This is a genomic window from Streptomyces koelreuteriae, assembly GCF_018604545.1.
Classification (GTDB): Bacteria; Actinomycetota; Actinomycetes; order Streptomycetales; family Streptomycetaceae; genus Streptomyces; species Streptomyces koelreuteriae.
In genome coordinates this window covers 607,096-622,604 of sequence record NZ_CP075896.1, presented here as the reverse complement: position 1 = coordinate 622,604, position 15,509 = coordinate 607,096, and the positions used below count along the sequence as shown (strand labels likewise).

Sequence of the window (15,509 nt, the reverse complement as noted above, 5' to 3'; positions counted from 1 at the left end):
CGCGACACTGAGAGAGAAGGCTTCCATGCCCCCATCGACGTCCAGCGACCTCACCCTGTCCGTCAACGGCGAGAAGTACACGCTGACCGTCGACCACCGCACCACGCTGCTCGACGCCCTGCGTGAACGGCTCGATATGACCGGCACGAAAAAAGGCTGTGATCAGGGGCAGTGCGGCGCGTGCACCGTCCTGGTCGACGGCCGCCGCAGCGTCGCCTGTCTGCAACTGGCCGTGGCGGCCGAAGGGCGCGAGATCACCACCATCGAAGGCGTGGCCGAGGGCGACCGGCTGCACCCGGTGCAGCAGGCGTTCCTCGAACTGGACGGCTACCAGTGCGGCTACTGCACGCCGGGACAGATCTGTTCGGCCATCGCGATGATCGAGGAGCACGCGGCGGGCTGGCCGAGCGCGGCCACCGGCGACGTACGGCCCGAGGCGGGACCACCACCCCTGACGCCGGAGGAGATACGGGAGCGCATGAGCGGCAACCTGTGCCGCTGCGGCGCGTATGTGTCGATCGTCCAGGCCGTGGCCCGCGCCGCGGAGTCCAAGGGAGCGGCGGTATGAGGGAGTTCGGCTACCAGCGGGCGTACGACGTCTCCGGCGCCGTGGCGCTGCTCGAAGGCGACCGGGAAGCCCGCTTCCTGGGCGGCGGCACCAACCTGGTCGACCTGATGAAGACCGGCGTCGAGCGGCCCGCCCTCCTCGTCGACGTACGCGAACTGCCCCTGAACCGCGTCGAGCCCACCGAGGACGGCGGACTGCGTATCGGGGCCACCGTCACCAACAGCGACCTCGCGGCGCACCCCGAAGTCCGGCGCCGCTACCCGGCGTTGGCGCAGGCCGTACTGGCCGGCGCCTCCGGGCAGCTGCGCAACATGGCCACCGTCGGCGGCAATCTGCTCCAGCGCACCCGCTGCGGCTACTTCACCGACGTCACCGCCCCCTGCAACAAGCGCAGCCCGGGCAGCGGCTGCCCCGCGATCGAGGGCGAGCACCACAACCACGCCGTCCTCGGCGCCTCCGACCACTGCGTGGCCACCCATCCCTCCGACATGGGCGTGGCCCTGGCCGCCTTCGACGCGACCGTGTCGTACGAGACGGCGGACGGGCCGGGGGAGGTGCCGCTCGCCGACTTCTACCTGCCGGTGGGGGAGACCCCGCATCTGGAGACCGCCCTGCCGCCGGGCGCGCTGATCACCGGCGTCACCCTGCCGCCCGCCCCGGTCGCCGCCCACTCCCGCTACCGCAAGGTCCGCGAGCGCGCCTCCTACGCCTTCGCCATCGGCTCGATCGCCGCCGCGCTCGACGTCCGGGACGGCGTCGTGCACGACGTGCGCCTGGCCTTCGGGGCCGTCGCCTCCCGCCCCTGGCGGGCCCGCGCCGCCGAGGGCGTCCTGCTCGGCGCACCCGCCGACGCCGAGACCTTCGCGGCTGCCGCGGAGCTGGAACTGGCCGCCGCGAGGCCCCTGCCCCACAACGGATACAAGGTGACCCTGATGCGCAACCTCGTCGTCGCCGTGCTGAGCGAACTCGTCGAGGAGGCCACCCGATGACCACCGCCACCAGGGGCTCCGTCGGCTCCGCGCACGCCCGTGTGGAAGGCCGCGACAAGGTCACCGGAGCGGCTCGCTACGCCGGTGAGATCCCCTTCGCCGATCTCGCCCACGGCTGGCTGGTGCTGTCCACCGTCGCCCGCGGCCGCGTCCGCGCCCTGGACACCGAGGCCGTGCTCGCGATGCCCGGGGTCCTCGCCGTCCTCCACCACCAGAACGCCCCGCGTGTCGACACCGACTACGCCGGACTGATGGGCATGTCCCCGGACCCGAGCATCGCCCTCTTCCAGCACGACCGGGTCGCCCACCTGGGCTGGCCGGTGGCGCTGGTCGTCGCCGAGACGTCCGAGCAGGCCCGGGAGGCCGCCGAGTCGCTCCAGGTCGACTACGAACAGGAGCCGCACGACGTCGCGTTCGGCGCCGAGAGGGAGGCCGAGGCGTACGCGCTCGACGGCCATATGCCGGGCGTGGTCGAGAAGGGCGATCTGGAGGCCGAGCTCGCGGCGTCCGCCGTCGTGCTGGACGCGGAGTACACCACTCCGGAGGAACACCACAACCCGATGGAGCCGCACGCGGCGACGGCCCGGTGGGAGGGCGGCCGGCTCGAGGTCGTCGACTCCAACCAGGGCACCACCTGGGTCGCCGGCGAACTCGCCAGCCTGTTCTCCCTCGACCCGGCCTCCGTGCGGGTGCGCTCCGAGCATGTCGGCGGCGGCTTCGGCAGCAAAGGCGTGCGCGCCCACCAGGTGGGCGCGGTGATGGCCGCGACCGTTCTGCAGCGCCCGGTGAGGGTCGTCATGACCCGCCGGCAGATGTTCTCGCTCGCCGGATACCGCAGCCCCACGGCCCAGCGGGTCAGGCTCGGTGCCGACGCGGACGGGCGGCTGCGCGCGCTGGAGCACCGGTCCCTGAACCTCACCTCGGCCGTGCACGAGTTCGTCGAGCCGAGCGCCGCGGCGGGCCGGTCGATGTACGCGGCGGACGCCCACCACACGGCCAGCCGGATCGTCCGGCTCGACGTACCGACCCCGACCTGGATGCGCGCCCCCGGCGAGGCTCCGGGCTCGTTCGCGCTGGAGTCGGCGCTCGACGAACTCGCCGAGCGGTGCGGCCTCGACCCGATCGAGCTGCGCGTACGCAACGAGCCCGAGGTGGGCCCGGTGTCCGGCCTGCCGTTCGGCAGCCGCAACCTGATCGCCTGCTTCCGCGAGGGCGCCCGCCGGTTCGGCTGGGCGGACCGGGACCGGCGGCCGGGGGTGCGCCGCGACGGCCGCTGGCTGCTCGGCACGGGCACCGCCGCCGCCTCCTTCCCCGCCGGGGCCATGCCCTCCACGGCGGCCGTCACCGCGGAGGCGGACGGCACCTTCACGGTGCGGATCAACGCAGCCGACATCGGCACCGGCGCCAGGACCGCGCTCACGCTGGTCGCCGCCGACGCCCTGGAAGTGGCGACGGACCGCGTCCGGGTCCGCATCGGGAACAGCGACTTCGGCCCGGCGATGATCGCCGGCGGCTCGATGGGCACCCGCTCCTGGGCCTGGGCCGTCACGGCTGCCGCCGACGAACTGCGCCAGAGCCTCGCTCCGGGCGCCGACATCCCGCCGGAGGGCGTCACCGTACGGTCCGACACGAGCGAGGCCATCGGCGCCCTCGCCCAGAAGGAGCGGCACTCCTTCGGGGCGCAGTTCGCCGAGGTCGCCGTCGATCCGGCCACCGGCGAGGTCCGCGTCCGCCGCATGCTGGGCATCTTCGCGGCCGGCCGCATCGTCAACCCGCTCACCGCCCGCAACCAGTTCGTCGGCGGCATGACCTGGGGCATCTCCATGGCCCTGCACGAGGAAGCCGTACGGGACCGGGCCAGCGGCGGCCTCTACGGCGCCGACCTCGCGGGCTACCACGTCGCCGCGCACGCCGACGTGCCCCCCATCGAGGCCGACTGGATCGACGACCCCGACCCGGACGACCCGGTGGGCATCAAGGGCATCGGCGAGATCGGCATCGTGGGTGCCGCGGCGGCGGTCGCCAACGCCGTGTGGCACGCGACCGGCGTACGCCACCGCGACCTGCCGATCCGGCCCGACCGTGTCCTGATGGCGGGCGGCGATGCTTGACCTCGCCCGACAGCTGCGGGAGTGGATCGAGGAGGGCCGGGAGTTCGCCGTCGCCACGGTCGTCGCCGTCGGCGGCAGCGCCCCGCGCCCTCCCGGCGCCGCCCTGGCCGTCTGCGCCGACGGCACCGCCATCGGCTCGGTCTCCGGGGGCTGCGTGGAGGGAGCCGTGTACGACCTCTGCCTCCAGGCCCTCCAGGAGGGCGAGACGCTCGTCGAGCGGTTCGGCTACAGCGACGAGGACGCCTTCGCCGTCGGTCTGACCTGCGGCGGAACCATCGACGTCATGGTCACCCCGTACGACGCCTCCGAGACACACGAGACGGCCGCGCTGTCGGCCGCCGCCCGAGGCGAGCCGGTGGCTCTCGCCCGGGTGGCCAGGGGGCCCGCCGTCCTCCTCGGCCGGTCGGTGCTCGTACGCCCCGACGGCTCGCACGAAGGCGGTCTCGGCGGCGCTCCGGACCTGGACCGTACGGCGATCAGCCAGGCCCGTGCCCTGCTGGACAGCGGCCGCACGGGCACGGTCGAGCTTTCCGAGGACGGTTCGCACTGCCCGGGCGGGATCACCCTGCTCGTGGAGTCGGCCGTGCCGCCGCCCCGCATGATCGTCTTCGGCGCGATCGACTTCGCGGCGGCCCTGGTCCGGGCGGGCAAGCTCCTCGGCCATCACGTCACCGTGTGCGACGCCCGGCCCGTCTTCGCGACCCGGGCCCGCTTCCCCGAGGCCGACGAGATCGTCGTGGACTGGCCCCACCGCTATCTGCGGGCGACTCGGACCGACGGACGCACGGTGCTGTGCGTGCTCACCCACGACGCGAAGTTCGACGTGCCCCTGCTGACGGAGGCCCTGCGCCTGCCGGTCGCCTACGTCGGCGCCATGGGTTCCCGCCGCACCCACCAGGACCGCAACCGGCGCCTGCGGGAAGCGGGCGTCGGCGAGCGCGAGCTGGCCCGGCTGCGGTCGCCGATCGGACTCGACCTGGGCGCCCGTACGCCCGAGGAGACCGCCGTGTCCATCGCGGCGGAGATCGTCGCGGCCAGGCGTGGCGGAACGGGTCTGCCACTCACCGGCTCGGGGACCCCGATCCACCGGACCGAGCCGCTGCCCCAAGCGGTCTGACACCGTCGGGAACACGCCGGAGGGGCCGCAGCCGACCATGGCTGCGGCCCCTCCTCGGCACCGGTCGCACCGGTCGCGTGACGGGTCAGGCGGCGGCCGTCTCCGTGGCCTGGCCGTGCAGACGGGTGATGACCTCGGTGAGCTGCGCGGCGACCTCGGCGTCGTCGGCCGGGTGCGTCTCGGCGAAGCGGGTCAGCGAGCCGGGGATGGACACCTTGACGTCCTCCAGCACCTTGGCGCCGGCGATCCCCACGGACTTGCGGGTCTCGTCGTGCGCCCACACACCGCCGAACTGGCCGAAGGCGGTGCCGACCACGGCGACCGGCAGGCCGCTGAGGGCACCGGCGCCGTACGGGCGGGACAGCCAGTCGATGGCGTTCTTCAGGACGGCCGGGATGGTGCCGTTGTACTCGGGCGTGAACAGGATCAGACCGTCGGCCGCCTCGGCGGCCTCGCGCAGCTTCACGGCGGCGGCCGGGACGCTGCCCTCGACGTCGATGTCCTCGTTGTAGAAGGGGATCTCGGCGAGGCCCTCGAACAGGTTCACCTCGGCACCCTCGGGGGCGAGCTTGACGGCCGCCTCGGCGAGCTGGCGGTTGTGCGACCCGGCGCGAAGGCTGCCGACGAGCGCGAGGATGCGAACAGACATGCTGACTCCCAGGTAGAGAAAGACTGCTGCGAAACACAGCCGTTACGATCCGGACCGAGGTCCGTTTATTGTTCTAGCACCCTAACCGGACCGCGGTCCAGTTTTGTTCCCGATGCTTTACGCTGGCTTCATGTCCACCGCCCCGCCGCCCTTCCCGACGCCCCAGGAGCCCGTCGCCCGTCCCGAGCTGCTCCAGCTCGAGACCGCCCCGGAAGTCGACGAGCCGTGCCTGCGGGCCGACGCCGCGCGCAACCGGGCCCGGCTGCTGGAGGCCGCCGGGCGGCTGGTGGCGGAGCGCGGCGCGGACGCCGTCACGATGGAGGCGGTGGCCGCGGCGGCCTGCGTCGGCAAAGGCACGGTCTTCCGCCGGTTCGGCGACCGCACCGGCCTGCTGACGGCCCTGCTCGACCACTCCGAGAAGAAGTTCCAGGCCGCCTTCCTCAGCGGCCCGCCGCCGCTCGGACCCGGCGCGCCGCCCGTGGAGCGGCTGCGGGAGTTCGGTCGCGCGATGCTGCGCCGGTCGGTGGACGAACTGGAGCTGCAGCTCGCGGCCGAGCCGGGCGCGAACCGCCGCTTCGTCGTCCCGGCCCGCCGGGTGCTGCGCCACCACGTGGCCATGCTTCTGCGGCAGGCGGTCCCCGAAGCGGACTGCGAACTCCTGTCCCACACCCTGATGGGCCAGCTCGACCCGGCCCTGATCCACCACCTGACCAAGCAGTGCGGGATACCCCTGACCCGCCTCGAAGAGGCGTGGACCGACCTGGTCGACCGGCTCACGGGCACGCAATCCACCCGCTAGGGGCGCCCGCCGCCCCTCGTGAACGCTCACGGCTTCCTCACAACTCCCCCGCTTGAAGGGCGCATTGGGGCTTCTGCCAAGATGCCGTACGTCATGGTGCAGATACCGAAAACGCCCGCGCCCCCGTCCCCCGCACCGATGCGCTCGGTACCCACGAGCGCCGATGTGGCCCGCCTGGCCGGCGTCTCGCGCGCGACCGTCTCCTACGTCCTCAACAACACCAGCGCCGTACGGATCAGCGAGCCCACCCGCCGCCGGGTCCACGCGGCCGCGAAGGAACTCGGGTACGTGCCGCACGCGGCGGCCCGTTCCTTGCGCGCCGGGCACAGCCGTATGGTCCTGATCCCCGCGCCGACCTTCCCTGTCGGCCCGCTCTACAGCCGGTTCCTCACCGATCTCCAGGTCGCGCTCGGCGCCCTGGAGTACACGGTGGTGCAGCATGGCACCGGCGGCCCGCACGGCGACGACGCCGCCCGCGCCTGGGCCGAACTGCGGCCCGTGGCCGTGCTGGTGCCCGGTTCCGGACTCGGCCCGCACGGAGTGGCGGTGCTCAAGCGCTCCGGCGCCCGGGCCGTGGTCACCCTCGGCCCCGAGACCATAGAGGGCGCGCACGCCCTGCTCATGGACCACGACGTCGTCGGCTACAGCGCGGGCGCCCACCTCTACGACCGCGGGCGCCGCCGGATCGGCGTCGTCGTCCCGCAGGAACCCGGCCTCGAGGCGTTCTCCGCGCCCCGGCTCGACGGGGTGCGCCACGCCCTGCGGGGCACCGACGCCACGGTGACCGAACTGCCCCTCGCCCACGATGAACAGGACGCGGCCCGCCTCGCCGCCCGCTGGCGGACCCTCGGCCTGGACGCGGTGTTCACCTACAACGACGAGTACGCGATGCTGCTGATGCGGGCCCTGCAGGACGAGGGCATCCGCATCCCGGAGGAGACGGCCGTGGTCGGCGCCGACGATCTGATGCTCGGCCGGCTGCTGCGGCCCCGGCTGAGCACGGTCCACCTGGAACTGCCCTCCGGCCGTGAACTCGCCGAACTGGTCGACCGCGCCGTACGCAAGCCCATGACCGAGCCCGAGACGCACAAGGTGCTGGGCGCGACGCTGCTGCACCGCGACTCGAGCTGACCCGACCGGAAGGCGGCTCCTCGCGGGACAATCGGAGTGGTCCGGCGGACGGGCGGCACCGGTCATCGCCCGGCGCATGACTAGGATGTTGCATCGTCAACAAAACGGGGGCGCGTGCGAACGCGGGCGCTGCACACATGGCTGCCCCGGATCGCCGCGCCCCGCCCTGTGACCGCCGAACCGGCCACGTTCCAGCGGGAGTTCCACCCACCCCGCACGCCGGTGACCGATCGATCGGAGAGCCGTCATGCCGCTGCTCGACCCCAGGACCTGGCAGCCCCGCGCCCTGGCGGGGCCCGGGTACACCGTCACCGAGCCCGCCACCGGCGGGGCCCTCGGCACCCTCGCCCTCGCCACCCCCGAGGACGTCGGCGCCGCCGCAGGGCGCGCGGCCGCCGCCCAGCGCGAGTGGGCACGCGCCCCGCACTTCGCCCGCGCCGCCGTCCTCCGCAAGGCGGGCGACCTGTTCACCGCGCACGCCGCCGAACTGCGCGAATGGATCGTCCGCGAGTCCGGGTCCGTCCCCGGCAAGGCCGACTTCGAACTGCACGTCGCCGCCCAGGAGTGCTACGAGGCCGCCGCGCTCGCCTCCCGCCCGGCCGGCCAGGTCCTGCCCAGCGAGGCGCCGCGCCTGTCGTACACCCGCCGTGTCCCGGCCGGTGTGGTGGGCGTCATCTCGCCCTTCAACGCCCCGCTGATCCTGTCCATCCGCTCCGTCGCCCCGGCCCTGGCCCTGGGCAACGGGGTCCTGCTGAAGCCGGACCCGCGCACCGCCGTCTGCGGCGGTCTGGCCCTCGCCGCGGTCTTCGCCGCCGCGGGCCTCCCGCAGGACCTGCTGCACGTGCTCCCCGGCGGTCCGGACGCCGGGCAGGCCCTGGTCTCCGACCCGCGCGTGCCGGTCATCTCCTTCACCGGCTCCACCGCCGCCGGACGGGCCGTCGGCGAGGCCGCCGGGCGTCACCTCAAGCGGGCCCACCTGGAACTGGGCGGCAACTCGGCCATGATCGTGCTGGAGGACGCCGACCTCGACGCGGTGATCTCCACCGCCGCCTGGGGCTCGTTCTTCCACCAGGGCCAGATCTGCATGACGACCGGACGCCACCTGGTGCACGCCTCCCTCTACGACGAGTACGTGGAGCGGCTGGCCGCCAAGGCGGACTCCCTGGCCGTCGGCGACCCGCACCGCGACCACGTCCACCTGGGCCCCATCATCGACTCCGGGCAGCTCGACAAGATCAGCGGCCTGGTCGACTCCAGCAGGGCCGCGGGCGCCAAGATCGCCGCGGGCGGCACGCACGACCGGCTCTTCTACCGGCCCACCGTCCTCGCCCATGTCGACGACCGCACCCCGGCCTACACGGAGGAGGTCTTCGGCCCGGTGGCGCCCGTGCGCTCCTTCAGCACCGCCGACGAGGCGGCGGCCCTGGCCGCGCAGAGCCCGTACGGCCTCTCCCTGGGCATCGTCACCAGGGACACCGCCCGCGGCCTGGACCTCGCCGAGCGCATCCCCACCGGCATCGTCCACATCAACGACCAGACCGTGAACGACGAGGCCGTGGCGCCCTTCGGCGGGGTGGCCGCCTCCGGCACCGGCGCCCGCTTCGGGGGCGAGGCCAATCTGGAGGCCTTCACCGAACTGCGCTGGACGACGGTACGCGCGGACGTGGCCCCGTACCCCTTCTAGGCCTGGGCCGGACACGGCTTCCGGGCCGGACGTGACCTGAGGCCGGACGGCGACCTAGGGCCGGACACGACCTGAGGCCGGACACGACCTGGGGCCGGGTCCGGCCTCGCAGGCCAGGCCCGGCCCCGGAGCCGGTTGCTCGAGGGCGTGGAAGCGCCCCCGGGCCGCTTACTCGGTCCCCTGCGGCTGCTGGGCCTGCTGCTCGGCGACGGCCTTGCGGACCTCGTCCATGTCCAGGCCACGGGCCTGGCCGATGACGTCGGTCAGGGCGGCCTCCGGCAGGGCGCCCGGCTGGGCGAACACGGCGACCTGGTCGCGGACGATCATCAGCGTGGGAATCGACTGGATACCGAAGGCCGCGGCCAGCTCGGGCTGCGCCTCGGTGTCCACCTTGCCGAACACCAGGTCCGGGTTCTCCTCCGCCGCCTTCTCGTAGACCGGGGCGAACTGCTTGCACGGCCCGCACCAGGACGCCCAGAAGTCGATCAAAACGAACTCGTTGTCCGTGACCGTCTGGTCGAAGTTCTCCTTGGTGAGCTCCACGGTGCTGCTCATGGTGTAAATCCCTCTTCCTGGTGTGGGGGCAAACCGTCGGCACAACACGGCCGACCTGGTGGGTATTCCGCGCCCCTACCCGTGTGGCCAGGGCGCACACCACCCACCAGACTGACCCCATGACGGAAACGGAAACCAACGCGTACGACGTCGTGGTGCTCGGGGCCGGGCCCGTGGGGGAGAACGTCGCAGACCGCGCCCGCGCCGCCGGTCTGACCACCGCGGTCGTGGAGAGCGAACTGGTCGGCGGCGAGTGCTCGTACTGGGCGTGCATGCCCAGCAAGGCCCTGCTGCGGCCGGTCATCGCCCGGGCGGACGCCCGCCGTGTCCCCGGCCTGAGCCAGTCGGTGCAGGGCCCCCTCGACGCCGCCGCGGTCCTCGCCCACCGGGACTACTACACCTCCCACTGGAAGGACGACGGCCAGGTCGGGTGGCTCGACTCCATCGGCGCCGACCTGTACCGCGGCCACGGACGCCTCGCCGGCCCCCGTACGGTGACGGTCACCGGCCCCGACGGCGCCGAGCACGTCCTGACCGCCCGGCACGCCGTCGCCGTCTGCACCGGCAGCCGCGCGTCCCTCCCCGGGCTGCCCGGACTCGACGAGGTCAAGCCGTGGACCAGCCGGGAGGCCACGAGCTCCAAGAGCGTGCCCGGCCGGCTGATCGTGATCGGTGGCGGCGTGGTCGCCACCGAGATGGCCACGGTCTGGCAGGCCCTCGGCTCCGAGGTCACCATGCTGGTCCGCGGCAAGGGCCTGCTGCCCCGGATGGAGCCCTTCGCCGGGGAACTGATCGCCGAGGCGCTCACCGAGGCCGGCACGGACGTCCGCACCGGTACGTCGGTCGAGTCGGTGACCCGCGAGAACGGCAAGGTCGTGACCGTCACCGACACCGGCGACCGCGTCGAGGCCGACGAGATCCTCTTCGCCACCGGCCGCGCGCCGCGCACCGACGACATCGGTCTGGAGACGATCGGCCTGGACCCCGGAACCTGGCTGCCGGTCGACGACAGCCTCCGCGTCACCGGCCACGACTGGCTGTACGCGGTCGGCGACGTCAACCAGCGCGCCCTGCTCACCCACCAGGGCAAGTACCAGGCGCGTATCGCGGGTGCTGCCATCGCCGCGCGGGCCACGGGGGAAACCCTCCTCGCCCAGCCCTGGGGCGCCCACAGCGCGACCGCCGACCACGCCGCCGTCCCCCAGGTCGTCTTCACCGACCCGGAAGCCGCGGCCGTGGGCCTGTCCCTCGCCGAGGCGGAGCAGGCCGGCCATCGTGTGAAGGCCGTCGACGTCGACCTGTCCTCCGTCGCCGGGGCCGGCCTGTACGCCGACGGCTACAAGGGCCGCGCCCGCATGGTCGTCGACGTCGAGGCCGAGATCCTCCGCGGCGTGACGCTCGTGGGCCCGGGCGTGGGCGAACTCATCCACTCCGCCACGATCGCCGTGGCCGGCGAGGTCCCCGTCAGCCGCCTGTGGCACGCGGTCCCGTCCTACCCGACGATCAGCGAAGTGTGGCTCCGGCTGCTGGAGGCGTACCGGGACGCGTGACCGGCGCGGCCGGGGCGGGCCGCAGGGCCCGTCCGGAGGCCACTGGTCGGCGGGACGGGGCCGCAGGCGGGCGGCGGGGCCCGCCAAACGGTGACCGGTCGCCGGGTTGGAACCCTAGGCGGGCAGCGGGGCCGTCCCAGCAGCCACCGGTCGCCGGGACGGGCACCCTCGGACGAGCGGCGGGCCCGCCCAGCAGCGACCGGTCGCCGGGCTGGGCCCTTAGGCGGGCAGCGGGGCCGTCCCAGCAGCCACCGGTAGCCGGGACGGGCACCCCCGCGCGGGTGGCGGGGCCCAGCCGGAGGCCTCAGGTACCCAGAGCCAGGTCACGCGTGCGCGGGCACCACCAGCTCCCGGTAGTCGTCGCTCCACAGGTCCTCCTCCGCCTCGGGCAGCAGCAGCACCCGGTCCGGCCGCAGTGCGTCCACCGCTCCCTCGTCGTGGGTGACCATGACGATCGCGCCCGGATAGGTGCCCACCGCGGCCAGGACCTCGGCGCGGGAGGCCGGGTCCAGGTTGTTGGTGGGCTCGTCCAGGAGCAGGACGTTGGCGCCCGAGTGCACCAGCCCCGCGAGGGCGAGCCGGGTCTTCTCGCCGCCGGAGAGGACACCGACACGCTTGTCCGTGTCGTCGCCGGTGAACAGGAACGAGCCCAGCACCTGGCGGACTTCGCCGTCGCCGAGGTGCGGGGCGGCACCGGCCAGATGCTCACGCACCGTCAGCTCCGGGTCCAGCGTGTCGTGTTCCTGGGCGAAGTAGCCGATCCGCAGCCCGTGCCCGTGGACCACCCGCCCGCTGTCGGGTGTGTCCCGACCCGCGAGGAGACGCAACAGGGTCGTCTTTCCCGCCCCGTTGGGGCCGAGCACGACCAGACGGCTGCCCCGGTCGACGGCCAGATCCACCCCGCGCAGGACGTGCTGCCCGCCGTACGACCTGGTCAGACTGACGGCACCGAGCGGGATCCGGCCGCAGGGCACCGGCTCGGGCAGCCGGATCCTGGCCGTCTTCTCGGCGCGCCGGGCCGGTTCGAGGTCGGCGAGCATCCGGTCGGCCCGGCGGGCCATGTTCCGGGCGGCCACCGCGGTCGACACGCGGGCCCGCATCCGGTCGGCCTGCGCGTGCAGCGAAGCCGCTTTGCGCTCGGCGTTCGCCCGCTCGCGCGCCCGTCGCCGCTCGTCGGCGTCCCGCTGGGCGAGATAGGCGTCCCAGCCGGTGTTGTGGATGTCCAGCACGGCCCGCCCCGGGTCCAGGTGGAACACCCGGTTCACGGTTCCGGCCAGCAGGGACGTGTCATGGCTGATCATCACCAGACCGCCCTGATGGCTCGCGAGGAAGGCGCGCAGCCAGGTGATCGACTCCGCGTCCAGGTGGTTCGTCGGCTCGTCCAGCAGCAGCGTGCCGTGCCCGGCGAACAGGATGCGGGCCAGCTCCACGCGCCGGCGCTGACCGCCCGACAGGGCGCTGAGCGGCCGGTCCATCAGACCCGACGGCAGCCCGAGCCCGGCGGCGACCCGGGCGGCCTCCGCCTCGGCCGCGTAGCCACCGCGCGCCTGGAACTCGGCCTCGGCCCGCACATAGGCGTTCATCGACCGCCGCGCACCGTCGGCCATCGCGGCCTCGGCGCGGCGCAGCGCCCGTACGGCGCGGTCCAGACCGCGCGCGGACAGGATCCGGTCGGTGACCGTGACCGACTGGTCGGCCGCGCGGGAGTCCTGCGGGAGATGGCCGACGTCGCCGGTGCGGGCGACGGTTCCGGCGGCGGGCCGCAGGGCGCCCGCCAGGGTGTGCAACAGGGTGGTCTTTCCCGCGCCGTTGCGGCCGACCAGGCCGACGCGGTCGCCGGGGGAGACATGGAGACAGACGCCGGACAGCAGCAGACGCGCGCCCACGCGCACGTCGACGTCACGAACGGTGATCATGAGAAAACGCTCCGAACGAGAATTCCGATCAAGAATTCCGCATAGCAAGAGGACACACGGGTGGCGTGGAAGCGGGTCCTCGGCTAGGAAATTCGGGGCGTAGACATGGGCGGCACGCTAGCTGAGGCGCCCGGCGGGCCGCCTCCGGTTTTCCGTTCGTTCCCTACGGCAGCTCGAAGCCGAGCGCCCGCGCGGCCTTCTCCGGCGTCGGCTGAGCCCAGCGCTCCGCCATCGCCGCGTTGGACGACAGCGAACGCGACTCGGCCCGGTCCAGATAGAGCACGCCGTCGAGATGGTCCGTCTCGTGCTGCACGATCCGCGCCGGCCAGCCGGAGAACACCTCGTCCAGCGCGCGCCCGTGCTCGTCCTGCCCGGTCAGCCGGACCCCGGCGTGGCGTGCGACCACCGCCTGCCAGCCCGGCACACTCAGACAGCCCTCGAAGAACGCGGCCCGCGCGTCGCCGACGGGCTCGTAGACGGGATTGACCAGCACCCGGAAGGGCTGCGGCACCCGCCCGCGTACCAGACGCACGTCCTCCGGCACCGGAGCGGGATCCTCGATCACCGCGATCCTGAGCGGCACACCGACCTGGGGCGCCGCCAGACCGACCCCGGGCGCCGCGCGCATGGTGACGCGCAGGGCCTCGACGAACCGGGCCAGCAGCGAGGGCTCCAGCTGACCGTCGTACGGCTCGGTTCCCCGCCGCAGCACCGGGTCCCCGGCCGCGACGATGGTCAACGGGACGCCGCCCGCGAGGAGTTCCTCGACCCGCTCGGCCAGCGGTGCGCGATCACTCGGAGTTCCCATCGCGTCAGGATGACACGGCACCCTCCCGGCCTACGTGACGCACATCACATGCACTCGTCGGGAACTGAATGCCCCGCCGCCCCGACTACTGCACCGCAACACCACCACAGCCCCACGCACGACCACCACGCAACGGCCAAGAAGACGTCCCCCGGAGAAGCCCGCCGATGACCACCGCTCCCTCGACCACCACGGACGAGGCCCCGAAACCAGCCACCCCGGCACCGTCGAAGAGCAGTTGGGCCCCCTTGCGCCCGCTGGTCCTTCGCCTGCACTTCTACGCCGGGGTGCTGGTGGCGCCGTTCCTCCTCGTCGCCGCCGTCACCGGCCTGCTGTACGCCGCCTCCTTCCAGGCCGAGAAGATCGTGTACGACCACGAACTGACCGTCCCGGTCGGCGAGCGGAAGCTGCCGATCAGCGAGCAGGTGGCCGCCGCCCGCAAGGCCCACCCCGAGGGCACCATCTCGGCCGTACGCCCCTCACCCGAGGCGGACGCGACGACCAGGGTCATGCTGTCCGGCGTCCCGGGCGTCGACGAGACCCACGCGCTCGCCGTGTTCGTCGACCCCTACACCGCGAAGGTGCGCGGCTCCCTCGAACAGTACGGCTCGACCGGCGCGTTGCCCCTGCGCACCTGGATCGACGAGTTCCACCGGGACCTGCACCTGGGCGAGACAGGGCGCTACTACAGCGAACTGGCGGCCAGCTGGCTGTGGGTGATCTCGGCCGGCGGACTGGTGCTGTGGTTCTCCCGCCGCCGCGCCCTGCGCAAGGTGCGGGGGACGACAGGACGGCGCCGCACGCTCGGACTGCACGGCAGCATCGGCGTGTGGGCAGCGGCCGGGTTCTTCTTCCTCTCGGCGACCGGTCTCACCTGGTCGGCCTACGCCGGGGCCAACATCGACGAGCTGCGCACCTCGCTGGGCCACGCCACCCCGACCGTGTCGGCGGCGGCGGGCGGTGAACACTCCGGCCACGGCGCCGCGGCCGGGCAGGCGGGAGACGCCGCGCACGGCGTGGGCCTGGACAAGGTCCTGGCGGCGGCGCGGGCCGAGGGCCTCGGCGACCCGGTGGAGATCGTGCCGCCGGCCGACGCGACCTCGGCGTACGTCGTCAAGCAGGTACAGCGCGGCTGGCCCACGAAGCAGGACACTGTCGCGATCGACCCGTCCAACGGCGAGGTCATGGACGTGCTGCGGTTCGCCGACTACCCCGTCCTGGCGAAGCTCACCCGGTGGGGCATCGACCTGCACACCGGCATCCTGTTCGGCCTGGCCAACCAGATCGTCCTGATGCTGCTCACGCTCTCCCTGATCCTGCTGATCGTGTGGGGCTACCGCATGTGGTGGCAGCGCGGCCGCGGCTCCGCCTTCGGCCGGCCGATCCCGCGCGGCGCCTGGCAGCAGGTACCGCCGCAGATCCTGGTCCCGCTGCTCGCCGGGGTCGCGGTGCTCGGCTACTTCCTGCCGCTGTTCGGCATCCCGCTGGCGGCCTTCCTCGCCGTCGACATCCTGCTGGGCGAGATCGCCTACCGGCGGGGACGGCGGTCGTACGGAACCGGGACGCCCGCGCAGTAGCGGAAGGCCCTCTGATACGAGCGGTGCCCGGCTCCCTAGCGAGCCGGGCACCGCT

13 protein-coding genes are annotated in these 15,509 nt (G+C 73.5%); 9 read left to right on the top strand and 4 right to left on the bottom strand.

Annotation, left to right across the window (positions count from 1 at the left end; genetic code table 11):
* Positions 1-25 precede the first annotated feature (25 nt).
* From KJK29_RS02810 to KJK29_RS02795, 4 genes are read left to right on the top strand one after another with little or no spacing between them, the layout of a single operon-like run.
* Positions 26-568 carry a (2Fe-2S)-binding protein gene (locus KJK29_RS02810; RefSeq protein WP_215116996.1) on the top strand — a complete coding sequence of 181 codons (543 nt, stop codon included), beginning with the start codon at positions 26-28 and terminating at the stop codon, positions 566-568.
* Positions 565-1,557 (top strand): FAD binding domain-containing protein, encoded by a 993-nt coding sequence (locus KJK29_RS02805; RefSeq protein ID WP_215116995.1) that lies wholly within the window; start codon positions 565-567, stop codon positions 1,555-1,557. Before KJK29_RS02810 ends, KJK29_RS02805 begins: the two co-directional genes overlap by 4 nt.
* Positions 1,554-3,668: a xanthine dehydrogenase family protein molybdopterin-binding subunit gene (locus KJK29_RS02800; RefSeq protein ID WP_215116994.1), complete on the top strand. Its 2,115-nt coding sequence runs from the start codon at positions 1,554-1,556 to the stop codon at positions 3,666-3,668. The genes KJK29_RS02805 and KJK29_RS02800 overlap by 4 nt, the downstream gene beginning before the upstream one ends.
* On the top strand, positions 3,661-4,785 hold the full coding sequence (locus KJK29_RS02795; RefSeq protein WP_215116993.1) for an XdhC family protein: 1,125 nt from the start codon (positions 3,661-3,663) through the stop codon (positions 4,783-4,785). The genes KJK29_RS02800 and KJK29_RS02795 overlap by 8 nt, the downstream gene beginning before the upstream one ends.
* An 85-nt stretch (positions 4,786-4,870) precedes the next feature.
* Here KJK29_RS02795 and KJK29_RS02790 read toward each other — a convergent pair whose 3' ends face one another.
* Positions 4,871-5,434, bottom strand: a complete 564-nt coding sequence (locus KJK29_RS02790; RefSeq protein ID WP_215116992.1) for an NADPH-dependent FMN reductase — start codon at positions 5,432-5,434, stop codon at positions 4,871-4,873.
* Between the two features lie 130 nt (positions 5,435-5,564).
* On the opposite strand from KJK29_RS02790, the gene KJK29_RS02785 reads away from it, so the two are divergent.
* The 3 genes from KJK29_RS02785 to KJK29_RS02775 all read left to right on the top strand — a co-directional run bounded on the left by KJK29_RS02785 (position 5,565) and on the right by KJK29_RS02775 (position 9,048).
* Positions 5,565-6,233, top strand: coding sequence for a TetR/AcrR family transcriptional regulator (locus KJK29_RS02785; protein WP_215116991.1), 669 nt, complete (start codon positions 5,565-5,567; stop codon positions 6,231-6,233).
* A gap of 81 nt (positions 6,234-6,314) precedes the next feature.
* Entirely contained in the window at positions 6,315-7,364 is a 1,050-nt protein-coding gene (locus tag KJK29_RS02780) for a LacI family DNA-binding transcriptional regulator (RefSeq protein WP_370869112.1), read from the top strand.
* A 247-nt stretch (positions 7,365-7,611) separates the two neighbouring features.
* Complete coding sequence (locus KJK29_RS02775) at positions 7,612-9,048, top strand: aldehyde dehydrogenase family protein (protein WP_215116989.1); 1,437 nt, start codon at positions 7,612-7,614, stop codon at positions 9,046-9,048.
* Positions 9,049-9,216: 168 nt separating this feature from the next.
* On the opposite strand, the gene trxA is transcribed toward KJK29_RS02775, so the two are convergent.
* On the bottom strand, positions 9,217-9,603 hold the full coding sequence (gene trxA / locus KJK29_RS02770; RefSeq protein WP_215116988.1) for a thioredoxin: 387 nt from the start codon (positions 9,601-9,603) through the stop codon (positions 9,217-9,219).
* A gap of 119 nt (positions 9,604-9,722) precedes the next feature.
* Between trxA and KJK29_RS02765 the strand changes: the two genes are divergently transcribed.
* On the top strand, positions 9,723-11,153 hold the full coding sequence (locus KJK29_RS02765) for a dihydrolipoyl dehydrogenase family protein (RefSeq protein WP_215116987.1): 1,431 nt from the start codon (positions 9,723-9,725) through the stop codon (positions 11,151-11,153).
* Between the two features lie 323 nt (positions 11,154-11,476).
* Here the strand turns inward: KJK29_RS02765 and KJK29_RS02760 are convergent, their stop codons facing one another.
* Both KJK29_RS02760 and KJK29_RS02755 read right to left on the bottom strand, forming a co-directional pair.
* Positions 11,477-13,069 carry an ABC-F family ATP-binding cassette domain-containing protein gene (locus KJK29_RS02760; RefSeq protein WP_215116986.1) on the bottom strand — a complete coding sequence of 531 codons (1,593 nt, stop codon included), beginning with the start codon at positions 13,067-13,069 and terminating at the stop codon, positions 11,477-11,479.
* Between the two features lie 163 nt (positions 13,070-13,232).
* Positions 13,233-13,877: a peptide deformylase gene (locus tag KJK29_RS02755; RefSeq protein ID WP_215116985.1), complete on the bottom strand. Its 645-nt coding sequence runs from the start codon at positions 13,875-13,877 to the stop codon at positions 13,233-13,235.
* A gap of 167 nt (positions 13,878-14,044) precedes the next feature.
* Between KJK29_RS02755 and KJK29_RS02750 the strand changes: the two genes are divergently transcribed.
* The gene (locus KJK29_RS02750; protein ID WP_215116984.1) at positions 14,045-15,454 is read left to right on the top strand and encodes a PepSY-associated TM helix domain-containing protein; all 1,410 of its coding nucleotides are present in this window, start codon (positions 14,045-14,047) and stop codon (positions 15,452-15,454) included.
* The last annotated feature ends 55 nt before the right edge of the window (positions 15,455-15,509 follow it).

What these genes read in the sequence shown, in the direction of transcription:
- KJK29_RS02785 (WP_215116991.1), top strand. Translation starts at nt 5,565, where the DNA reads ATGTCCACCGCCCCGCCGCCCTTCCCGACGCCCCAGGAGCCCGTCGCC.
- KJK29_RS02750 (WP_215116984.1), top strand. Translation starts at nt 14,045, where the DNA reads ATGACCACCGCTCCCTCGACCACCACGGACGAGGCCCCGAAACCAGCC.
- trxA (WP_215116988.1), bottom strand. Translation starts at nt 9,603, where the DNA reads ATGAGCAGCACCGTGGAGCTCACCAAGGAGAACTTCGACCAGACGGTC.
- KJK29_RS02790 (WP_215116992.1), bottom strand. Translation starts at nt 5,434, where the DNA reads ATGTCTGTTCGCATCCTCGCGCTCGTCGGCAGCCTTCGCGCCGGGTCG.
- KJK29_RS02760 (WP_215116986.1), bottom strand. Translation starts at nt 13,069, where the DNA reads ATGATCACCGTTCGTGACGTCGACGTGCGCGTGGGCGCGCGTCTGCTG.
- KJK29_RS02755 (WP_215116985.1), bottom strand. Translation starts at nt 13,877, where the DNA reads ATGGGAACTCCGAGTGATCGCGCACCGCTGGCCGAGCGGGTCGAGGAA.
- KJK29_RS02780 (WP_370869112.1), top strand. Translation starts at nt 6,315, where the DNA reads ATGCCGTACGTCATGGTGCAGATACCGAAAACGCCCGCGCCCCCGTCC.
- KJK29_RS02800 (WP_215116994.1), top strand. Translation starts at nt 1,554, where the DNA reads ATGACCACCGCCACCAGGGGCTCCGTCGGCTCCGCGCACGCCCGTGTG.
- KJK29_RS02765 (WP_215116987.1), top strand. Translation starts at nt 9,723, where the DNA reads ATGACGGAAACGGAAACCAACGCGTACGACGTCGTGGTGCTCGGGGCC.
- KJK29_RS02805 (WP_215116995.1), top strand. Translation starts at nt 565, where the DNA reads ATGAGGGAGTTCGGCTACCAGCGGGCGTACGACGTCTCCGGCGCCGTG.
- KJK29_RS02775 (WP_215116989.1), top strand. Translation starts at nt 7,612, where the DNA reads ATGCCGCTGCTCGACCCCAGGACCTGGCAGCCCCGCGCCCTGGCGGGG.
- KJK29_RS02810 (WP_215116996.1), top strand. Translation starts at nt 26, where the DNA reads ATGCCCCCATCGACGTCCAGCGACCTCACCCTGTCCGTCAACGGCGAG.
- KJK29_RS02795 (WP_215116993.1), top strand. Translation starts at nt 3,661, where the DNA reads ATGCTTGACCTCGCCCGACAGCTGCGGGAGTGGATCGAGGAGGGCCGG.